The organism is Ruminococcus sp. AF31-8BH, from assembly GCF_003460605.1.
Lineage (GTDB): Bacteria > Bacillota > Clostridia > Lachnospirales > Lachnospiraceae > Blautia_A > Blautia_A acetigignens.
In genome coordinates this window covers 169,490-178,940 of sequence record NZ_QTVN01000006.1, presented here as the reverse complement: position 1 = coordinate 178,940, position 9,451 = coordinate 169,490, and the positions used below count along the sequence as shown (strand labels likewise).

The window sequence follows — 9,451 nt, the reverse complement described above, 5'->3', positions numbered from 1 at the left end:
GCAGAAGAATATAAATTTCAGATCCTGGCAATGGAGGCGATACCGGACCATATCCATCTGCTTGTTTACATCGAAGGACAAAAGGAAAAAGAAAAAAGCCTGACAGAAGAAATGATTTGTTGGAGGAAAAGAGATGCAGACAGTATCCAGCTATGGCGTAGAAGTACGAAAACAGAATATCCCGATTCGCCAGACACTGGGACTCTATCGGTCTGCGGTCAGCTATCTGACAGAAATATATGAACAGGTGTGGGAAGAACTGGAAGAGATCCCGGATGCTAAAAGGCGTTTTAATGCCGCAGAGCATCTGGTGCATACCACGAAAAAGAATCCCGCATGTTTTGATTTTGACCTCCGCTTCCCGAAGATGCCATCCTACCTTAGAAGAGCTGCAGTCCAGCATGCATTGGGAAGTGTATCTTCTTACAAAACACGGATGGATCTGTGGACAAAGTCAGGGGAAAAAACAGGGATGCCCAAACTGGTGTATGAGAATCATGCCATGCCTGTTTTTTACCGTGGTGTCATGTACAGAGAGGGAGCAGAAGGAAAAGAGGAAGCATATCTGAAATTGTATGATGGCCATGACTGGAAATGGTTTTGTGTGCGTTTAAACCATACAGATATGGAATATCTTCGTAAGAACTGGTCGGGGAAAAAGGCATCTGCCCCGATACTGGAGAAAAGACACCATAAATATTTCCTGCGTTTTTCCTATACGGAAGAAATAACACTTACAAAAACACCGGTAAAAGAGCAGGTCATCTGCAGTGTGGATCTGGGGATCAATACCGATGCAGTCTGTACCATTATGCGGGCAGACGGAACTGTCCTGGGAAGAAGATTTATCGATCATCCCAGTGAAAAAGACCGGATGTATCGCACTCTGGGACAGATCCGGAGGTTCCAGAGGGAACACGGCTCTGTGCAGTCACGGGGAAGATGGGCATATACGAAACGCCTGAATATAGAGCTGGGAAAGAAGATCGCAGGTGCAATCATAAGATATGCAGAGGAAAACCATGCAGATGTGATCGTATTCGAATATCTGGAAATGCAGGGGAAGATATCCGGAGAGAAAAAACAGAAACTGCATCTGTGGAGAAAACGGGATATCCAGAAACGCTGTGAACATCAGGCACATAGAAAAGGGATGCGGGTATCCAGAGTCTGCGCATGGAATACAAGCAGGCTTGCATACGATGGCTCCGGAAGAGTATCCCGTGACCCGGAAAACCACAGCCTCTGTATATTCCAGACAGGAAAAAGATATAACTGTGATCTGTCAGCATCGTATAATATCGGTGCAAGATATTTTATCAGAGAACTTTTAAAACCCCTTCCGGCAACGGAAAGGTCTTTACTGGAGGCAAAAGTCCCTTCAGTAAAGCGTAGGATCTCATGTGTATATGCGGACTTAGGAGAATTATTTTTAGAAATGGAACTTTTAAGAGCAGCATAAACACAGGCAGATATACAGCGGACTACCTGTGATGTTGGAACCTGCCATATCTGGCATGGAAAAGCGCATGACTGCGCATATCCTAAGTTACAGGCGTATCCGCCGATATTTAGCCTTGTCGCTTAAAGCGACTGAGGAGCACGTGACTTTAGTCGTGTGAGATCCACGGAAAGACCGATGATATTCAGCGGGAACTGACAATGTTTCTTGGCGAGACGATCAGCGTTTTGGATACGAAAGCCAGAAACGAAGATAAGGAAAACTTCTACCATGGCATTTTAATCGGTATTCTGAAAAACTATTCCGGATGGGCAGTTAAATCAAACAAAGAGTCCGGTGATGGATTTGCGGATATTCTGCTTAAGCCCAAGAATCCTGATGTGGGAATCGTGATAGAATTAAAATATGCATATTCCATGAATGATCTTGATAAGGCCTGTGAAAGAGCAATGGAACAAATCAAGGATCGCAGATACGATACAGAACTGCGTGAGGACGGACGAAATAATATTCTTGCGTATGGAATTGCGTTCTGCAAAAAGCGTTGTAAAGTCATAGCTGAAAAACTATAAGCAAACACCCTCGCCCGCCAGCGCACTATGTAACTCTTACATGGTACGCTGGCGGGCTTTTTTCTGTTATATGATTGCGATGTGTTCAAGCCATAGGTATAATAGAAGAAAAGATACAAAAAAGAAGAAAATACGGAGGACAGAAAATGAAGACAGCCCTTGTAACAGGAGGCAGCTCCGGCATCGGACGCTGTACGGCGGCTGCATTAAGGAATGCCGGGTTTGCAGTCTATGAGTTCAGCCGCCGAGATGCGCCGCAGGACGGAATAAAACACATCAGCGTGGATGTGACAGATGAAGATGCTGTCCAGAAAGCGGTCGAGAAAATTATATCAGAAGCAGGTGGAATTGATGTCGTGGTCAACTGCGCAGGATTCGGAATCTCCGGTGCAGTGGAGTTTACGCCACTTGACCAGGCAAAGGCACAGTTTGATGTGAACTTCTTCGGAACAGTCAATGTGAACAAGGCGGTCTTGCCGTTCATGCGGGAAGCCAGAAAAGGGCATATTATCAATATTAGCTCTGTAGCGGCAGCTGCACACATTCCGTTCCAGGCATTCTACTCCGCCAGTAAGTCGGCGATTTCTTCCTATTCATGCGCCTTGGATAACGAAGTGAAGCCTTACGGCATTCAGGTGACGACGGTTGAACTGGGAGATATCCACACTGGTTTCACGCAGGCACGGCAGAAGGTGATCGTTGGCGATAAAGAGTACTGCGGTCGTATTTCCCGAAGCGTCAGCCAGATGGAAAAGGATGAGCAGAACGGTGCCAGCCCAGAAGTAATTGGTGCATACATTGCAAAAATCGCAGAGAAGAAGTGCAAGCCGATATGTGTGGCGGGAGCGCAGTACAAGTTCCTCAGTCTGCTGTGCAAACTGCTGCCCTGCGGTCTTCGTGGAAAAATCGTTGGAGCGATATACGCAAAATAATAACCTTAACTTCCTGAAAAAGTAACACTCAAAAAATAGCAGATTGTAAAAAAATCTGAATTGAATTTTGCACATTCTGTGCTATAATAATATCCATCTAGAAGAGAGGCGAAGAATTATGATATTAGTTGATAAAGACATTAAAAATCGTCAGTCTGAGATATTCTGTGATGGATGCTATGATGAATCCTGTGTAAATGCAGTGTCATACGATTTACATATATTAGGGATTGTTGCGCAGGATGAACTAGCTGATTCTTATGTTTTGCATCCGAATGAAGTGATTTTTGTCAAAATGGAAGAGAAAATCCACATGCCTAAGGATTTAATGGGAAGAATTGGAGAGAAGAATTCCAGAATAAGGCAGGGATTATGGGTGTCCGGACCACACTATTTCCCAGGACATGAAACTTATATTTATCTGCGTGTTCAGAATATTACTTCTGATACGATCAAAGTGAAGAAAGGTGATAAAATCGCCCAGATATTTTTTGAGCAATTAAGTGATGTACCTGAACATACATATGATCAGCAGCAGAACGCATCTTTTAATGATGAAGACCAGTATAGAGGTATGGCGGAATATAAGGATGAATATGAGAAACGTATGGAGAAGATAAAGGATGCGAATAATGATTTGGATGAAAAGATAAATCATATATATGCGAATATATTGACTCTTATGGGAATATTCGTATCCGTTTTTTCTCTGATTACGGTTAATTTTAGTAATCTGGGGAAATCATTTGCAAATACAAAGTATGTAGCAGTTATGAATTTGTCGCTAGGTATTGTTATTTGCTTATTCCTGGGATTAATTATGTTTTTTATTAACCATAAGACTTGCAGTAAAAAAATGATAGTTTTTTATGGAGTTATTATGGTAGTATTGATTGCTGTTTTATTGGGCGTATTATTGCTTTAGTACAAGGTAAAATCTGAATATTGAAAACGGTATAAAAACCGCCTATACTCAGTTCCAAACTAGCTGAGTATAGGCGGTTTTGCATATCTATGCAGCTTCATAATTGTCATATTATTCCAGTAATACGACAGGTTCTCAAGACATACTTTCACATCTTTTTCCCATCGTTGCCTTACATTCTAGAGCGTGTCTGAAAAATAAAAATTGCACAAAACGCATGTTTTATTTCCCTTTTTCATGATAAAATAAAGAAAAAGGGGGGTTCACTATGTTAAGACGATATGAGTTAACTGATGAAGAATGGCTTCGCATTGAGCCTTTATTGCCTCCTGAAAATACTGGAAAACAAGGGCGTCCAAGGAAAGACAATCGTATTATTATGAATGGAATTGTATGGCTTGCCCGTAGTGGGGCACCTTGGCGCGATCTTCCTGAACGTTATGGTTCATGGAACAATGGTATTTAGATAAATAAAGCATATTCCGGAGATTACTTGGCATTTAAAAAGAAATGCCTTGAAAAATTTATGAAATATGAAAATGGTTAAATTCTTGTTCATTTTGACAACGACAAATAAGCAGATTTTCATCTGCTTGAAAAAGTGATATACTACCAGTTGATGATACTGTTTAGGAAACACGGTATATCAGATATTTGGGTTTTCTGAAATGACACAGAAATGCTGGATCGGTGTGTGGCTCGTACAAATGAAGCGTATTTGCGTATACAGGAATTGCAATTGAAGAAAGAGAAAAGAATTTCACTTGTAAAGTCTTTGATTGAAGAGAATAAAATTGATATAAGTAAAGATGACAAAACAGAGAATCAGATTAGGAATCTGTTATTATTGCAAAAAGCAAAGCAAAAATCTGAGCTTTATAAAATGGACGAAAAAGAAATAAACGTAACCAGAGTCTGGTGTGATTTGCTTATCTCATCTGTTTTTTCGGAGACGATTTCTTACGGATTGATGTTAAGGCTGGTCGAGAATGGGATAGTAACAGAATCTGAAATTTCTGAATTGCTGGAAGACAAATACAATATAAAGAAAGATTATGAATGGTATTCTGAAGATTTTATGGGATGTGAATTGGATGAATCTACAGATATTAGAATAGAGGATGTTTGGGAACTATGTGCAGAACGGGTGGAGAAAGTGGTTGGTGCCAAAATATAGTGATCGAAAGGTAGGAAGAGAAATAACTCAAAAACTTACCTTTTAACATTGCAAAGTTAAAATGAAATAAATCGAGTTAAAAAGAAAATGCTAAATGTGCTGTATCAATGTTATGGCTTGAACCATAATACATAATGTCGCCCCGGCAGGAAACCCTGCCGGGGCGTTCGTCATCTTCTGCATTAAATTTTATAAAATACCTTATACCACTCCGCAAACTTCCTCAATCCATCTCTTAAGCTGGTGCTTGGTTTGAAACCGAAGTCTCGCTCCAGAGCGGTGGTATCTGCGTAGGTGATGGGGACATCGCCGGGCTGCATGGGGACTAATTCTTTGTGGGACTCGAAGTCGTAGTCAGCGGGGAGGACTTCTGCGCGGATCAGTTCCTGCTGAAGGATGTCCACGAAGTCCAGAAGGTTTTCCGGGCTGTTGTTGCCGATGTTGTATACGGCGTATGGTGGGATGGGAAGGCCGTCCTCGCCGTTTTTCTTTTCTGGTGCGCCCTGCATAACTCTCTTGACGCCTTCTACGATATCGTCTACATAAGTGAAGTCGCGCTTGCAGTTTCCATAGTTGAAGATCTGGATGGTCTGGCCTTTCAGAAGCTTGTTGGTGAAGCCGAAGTATGCCATGTCCGGTCTTCCGGCAGGCCCGTAAACAGTAAAGAAACGAAGTCCTGTAGACGGAATGTTATAGAGCTTGGAGTAGGCGTGGGCCATCAGCTCGTTGGATTTTTTGGTTGCGGCATACAGAGATACCGGGTTGTCTACCTTATCATCTGTGGAATAAGGAACTTTTTTGTTGGTTCCGTATACGGAAGAGGAGGAGGCATATACCAGATGCTCCACACCGGTTTCGCCGTTGTCATAAGAATGACGGCAGGCTTCCAGGATATTGTAGAAACCGATCATGTTGGATTGGATATAGGCGTCCGGGTTTGTGATGGAATAGCGGACGCCAGCTTGAGCACCAAGGTTTACTACAACTGCAGGCTTGTGCTTTGCGAAAATCTGATCGATCATTGCTTTGTCAGCAAGGTCGCCTTTGTAAAACTGGTAAGTAGACTCCGGATGTTCTGCTGCGCATTTCTCAATTTCAGAAAGTCTCCACTCTTTGATGGAAACATCGTAATAGTGGTTCATGTTGTCCAGTCCCACAATGTTGATAGGGGACTGGGTTCTCAAAAGCTCCAGTACCAGGTTGCTGCCGATGAAGCCGGCGGATCCTGTTACAAAAACGGTCTTATTTTTTAAATCAATTTTCTGCATGGTTTCTCTCCTTTCTCAGTGTGCTTTGCAGAGTGAACCAGATTCAGTTGTCTGATCTGGATGTCATTTCCATTGCCAAGCGTGCGGAAAATGAATATGTGGGCGTCTCCTCCGGAAAACTGGATCAGTCCTGTGAGGTGTACTGCAGGAAAGATCACCTTCTTTATTTAGATACAGCAGATGACAGCTATGAGCGGATTTCCGCCAGCGGTGCTATGAAGCCCTACAAAATTGCCATTTTCTTTTCAGGTGTAGAGCGGACACTGGCTGGATCCGGATACAATTTGCGTGTGGATGAGTGTAAGTCTGCGGCTTATGATCTTATGGCTTTTTCGGGCATGGAGTATGGAAAGTATGCGGATGCTGTGCTGAGACAGGTGCCGGCAGAGGTATTTGAGCAGTATAAGGACCGTCTGCCGGAGAATTTCAGAAAGCGTGCGGAGCATTTTTATGGGGAATCCGCCCGTGTGGAGGCCGGGGTAAAAGCGTGGAGAGAAGGCGATATTGAGACCTTTGGCCAGCTGATATCCCAGAGCGGTCATTCTTCCATCCATCTATATGAGAGCGGTTCCGATGAGCTGCGCACAATGTATGAGATTATGAATCGGACGAAGGGAATCTATGGCGGCAGATTCAGCGGTGCTGGATTTAAAGGCTGCTGTATGGCGCTGATCGACCCGGATTATGAGGAAGAAGTCCTTCATCAGGTGACAAGAGAATACTTATCTGCGTTCCCCAAGATGGAGGGAAAATATTCCGCTTATATCTGTGAAAGTGCAGATGGAGTTGTCATGAAATAGATATGAAAATTTAGAGTATGGTTGAAAAAGATTTTTTGCAAGATGTGTGTCACAATTTGTGGGACATTGCAGAAATGATTTTTCAAATATGCCCATAGTAAATAGGAAGAAAGTGAGAAGAAAAATGATTTGTATTGTATTAGCAGCAGGATATGCCACAAGGCTGTATCCTCTTACTGAAAATTTTCCGAAGCCATTGCTATCGGTTGGAGAGAAGCCCCTTTTGAACTGGCTTCTGGAGGACATTGACCAGATTCCGGAGGTGACGGAGTTTGTGGTGATCAGCAATCACAAATTTATCAACCATTTTGAAAGCTGGGCAGCAGAGCAGAAATTTACCAGGCCGATCAGAGTGCTGGATGATGGCTCCACAGACAATGAGAACCGCCTTGGGGCTGTGAAGGATATTTTGTTTGCAGTAGAGACTTTGCAGATTCAGGATGATATTCTGGTGGTGGCAGGAGACAATCTGGTGAATTTTTCTTTTTCCGGTTTCCTGTCTTTCATGCGGGAAAAACAGGCGTCCTGTGTCATGTGCCATGAGGAAAACGACCTGAAGAAGCAGCAGAGGACTGCCATCATTGTGAAAGATGAAAATGACAAAATTCTTTCTTATGAAGAGAAGCCGCAGGTGCCAAAGGGAAATCTTGCAGTGCCGCCATTTTACTGCTATCTTGCAAAGGACGCGGCAAGACTTTCGGAAGCTCTTGATGCGGGCTGCAAGCCTGATGCGCCGGGAAGCTTTGCTGCCTGGCTTAGCAGGAACACCGATGTGTATGCGTGGAATATGCCGGGAAAACGCTATGATATTGGCGACAGAGCCAGCTATGAGGCTGTGAAAGAATTAAAAGTCAGATGATTTGACTGGAGCATGTTTTTTCAGACAGGCTCTAATACTTACCGGAGGAAAAAATGGAAAATCGCGAACGATACAAGAGAATTATTATGTTTTTGTCATCGGTAGTGATTGTTGCTATCGAGACAGCGTTGTTTGCTTATATTTGGTATAATTTTTATTTGTCCAAAGAGGTGATCGGCAGGCTTTTTGTCAGAGGAAATCAGGTGGTGATCGGTTTGTATGTGCTGATGCTGTATTTCTTCTATAAAATCTATGGCGGCTTTAAGGTTGGATATCTGAGAGTATTTGAGGTGATTTATTCCCAGATCCTGTCTGTAGTATGCGTGAATTTTATTACGTATTTGCAGCTGTGCCTGATCGGACGCTGGAGACTGGGGGAGCATCTCACTCCAATGCTGGCTATGACGGGGATTGACCTTATAATCGTGGTGATCTGGGTTGTTGGCATGCGGTTTGTGTACACCCGGCTGTATCCGCCCAGACAAATGCTGATGGTTTACGGCGAGCATAATCCAGGTGACCTGCGAAGCAAACTGGAAACCAGAGAGGACAAATATGCAATTAAGGAAATGGTTCCCATTTCCCTGGGACTTGATGCGATTAAGGAGAAGATTTGCGGATATAAGGCTGTAGTAATAGGGGATATCCCGTCCCATGAGCGAAATGTGCTTTTGAAATATTGCTTTGAGAAGGATATCCGGTGTTATTCTATTCCCAAGCTTTCCGATATTATGCTTAGAAATGCAGATGATATCCACTTATTTGACACAACACTTCTTCTTTCCCGTAATTTGAGACTGACGGCAGAGCAGCTGTTTTGCAAGCGTCTTGTGGATATTGTATTTTCTTTGCTGATGCTGGTGATCGCATCTCCATTTATGCTGGTGATCGCGCTTGCGATTAAGCTTTATGATGGTGGCCCTGTGCTTTATAAGCAGCCTCGTCTTACCAGGGATAAACAGATTTTTATGATTCTGAAATTCCGCAGCATGAAGATGGATTCTGAGGTCAAAGGGGCACAGCTGGCGAAAAAAGAGGATGACAGAATTACCCCTGTGGGCAAAATCATTCGGCGCATTCATTTTGATGAACTGCCGCAGATCTTTAATATTCTCAAAGGGGATATGTCTCTGGTTGGCCCAAGACCGGAGCGGCCGGAGATCGCGGCTGTTTACTGTGAGAAAATTCCGGAGTTTGACTATCGTCTGAAGGTAAAAGCCGGACTTACCGGCTATGCCCAGGTTTATGGCAAATATAATACAACGCCATATGATAAATTGAAACTGGATCTTACTTATATCGAAACCTATTCTCTGAAACTGGATGTGAAGCTTCTTATGCTGACCTTTAAAATCCTTTTCCAGAAGGAAAATACAGAAGGGGTTGAAGCATGGCAGAAGACTGCGGGACAGGAGAAAGAAGAGGAAGACAGGAAGTAAGGAAAAAAATATTTCCT

The 9,451-nt window shown here is 43.1% G+C and carries 9 protein-coding genes and 1 pseudogene; 9 read left to right on the top strand and 1 reads right to left on the bottom strand.

Going from position 1 to position 9,451, the window contains the following annotated elements; all coding sequences use genetic code 11:
• Positions 1–133 precede the first annotated feature (133 nt).
• From DWZ38_RS09555 to DWZ38_RS09530, 6 genes and pseudogenes are all read left to right on the top strand, one after another.
• A complete protein-coding gene (locus DWZ38_RS09555; RefSeq protein WP_117852056.1) occupies positions 134–1,462 on the top strand; it encodes an IS200/IS605 family accessory protein TnpB-related protein in 1,329 nt (442 codons plus the stop codon).
• A gap of 200 nt (positions 1,463–1,662) precedes the next feature.
• Positions 1,663–2,034: a PD-(D/E)XK nuclease domain-containing protein gene (locus tag DWZ38_RS09550; RefSeq protein ID WP_021925882.1), complete on the top strand. Its 372-nt coding sequence runs from the start codon at positions 1,663–1,665 to the stop codon at positions 2,032–2,034.
• A gap of 146 nt (positions 2,035–2,180) precedes the next feature.
• Positions 2,181–2,966, top strand: coding sequence for an SDR family oxidoreductase (locus DWZ38_RS09545; RefSeq protein WP_021925883.1), 786 nt, complete (start codon positions 2,181–2,183; stop codon positions 2,964–2,966).
• A gap of 118 nt (positions 2,967–3,084) precedes the next feature.
• On the top strand, positions 3,085–3,891 hold the full coding sequence (locus DWZ38_RS09540; protein ID WP_021925884.1) for a putative dCTP deaminase: 807 nt from the start codon (positions 3,085–3,087) through the stop codon (positions 3,889–3,891).
• A gap of 268 nt (positions 3,892–4,159) precedes the next feature.
• Positions 4,160–4,342: pseudogene (locus DWZ38_RS09535) on the top strand (transposase); the annotation flags it as partial.
• A 288-nt stretch (positions 4,343–4,630) separates the two neighbouring features.
• Entirely contained in the window at positions 4,631–5,068 is a 438-nt protein-coding gene (locus DWZ38_RS09530; RefSeq protein WP_117852053.1) for a hypothetical protein, read from the top strand.
• Positions 5,069–5,250: 182 nt separating this feature from the next.
• Here the strand turns inward: DWZ38_RS09530 and DWZ38_RS09525 are convergent, their stop codons facing one another.
• Positions 5,251–6,336 (bottom strand): NAD-dependent epimerase/dehydratase family protein, encoded by a 1,086-nt coding sequence (locus DWZ38_RS09525; RefSeq protein WP_021925998.1) that lies wholly within the window; start codon positions 6,334–6,336, stop codon positions 5,251–5,253.
• Positions 6,337–6,368: 32 nt separating this feature from the next.
• On the opposite strand from DWZ38_RS09525, the gene DWZ38_RS09520 reads away from it, so the two are divergent.
• The 3 genes from DWZ38_RS09520 to DWZ38_RS09510 all read left to right on the top strand — a co-directional run bounded on the left by DWZ38_RS09520 (position 6,369) and on the right by DWZ38_RS09510 (position 9,434).
• On the top strand, positions 6,369–7,136 hold the full coding sequence (locus tag DWZ38_RS09520) for a galactokinase (RefSeq protein WP_117852050.1): 768 nt from the start codon (positions 6,369–6,371) through the stop codon (positions 7,134–7,136).
• Positions 7,137–7,260: 124 nt separating this feature from the next.
• Entirely contained in the window at positions 7,261–7,995 is a 735-nt protein-coding gene (locus DWZ38_RS09515; RefSeq protein WP_117852047.1) for a nucleotidyltransferase family protein, read from the top strand.
• A 53-nt stretch (positions 7,996–8,048) separates the two neighbouring features.
• Complete coding sequence (locus DWZ38_RS09510) at positions 8,049–9,434, top strand: exopolysaccharide biosynthesis polyprenyl glycosylphosphotransferase (protein WP_117852044.1); 1,386 nt, start codon at positions 8,049–8,051, stop codon at positions 9,432–9,434.
• The last annotated feature ends 17 nt before the right edge of the window (positions 9,435–9,451 follow it).

Coding starts and splice junctions, on each gene's coding strand:
- DWZ38_RS09555 (WP_117852056.1), top strand. CDS start 134: ATGCAGACAGTATCCAGCTATGGCGTAGAAGTACGAAAACAGAATATC.
- DWZ38_RS09550 (WP_021925882.1), top strand. CDS start 1,663: ATGTTTCTTGGCGAGACGATCAGCGTTTTGGATACGAAAGCCAGAAAC.
- DWZ38_RS09545 (WP_021925883.1), top strand. CDS start 2,181: ATGAAGACAGCCCTTGTAACAGGAGGCAGCTCCGGCATCGGACGCTGT.
- DWZ38_RS09540 (WP_021925884.1), top strand. CDS start 3,085: ATGATATTAGTTGATAAAGACATTAAAAATCGTCAGTCTGAGATATTC.
- DWZ38_RS09525 (WP_021925998.1), bottom strand. CDS start 6,336: ATGCAGAAAATTGATTTAAAAAATAAGACCGTTTTTGTAACAGGATCC.
- DWZ38_RS09515 (WP_117852047.1), top strand. CDS start 7,261: ATGATTTGTATTGTATTAGCAGCAGGATATGCCACAAGGCTGTATCCT.
- DWZ38_RS09510 (WP_117852044.1), top strand. CDS start 8,049: ATGGAAAATCGCGAACGATACAAGAGAATTATTATGTTTTTGTCATCG.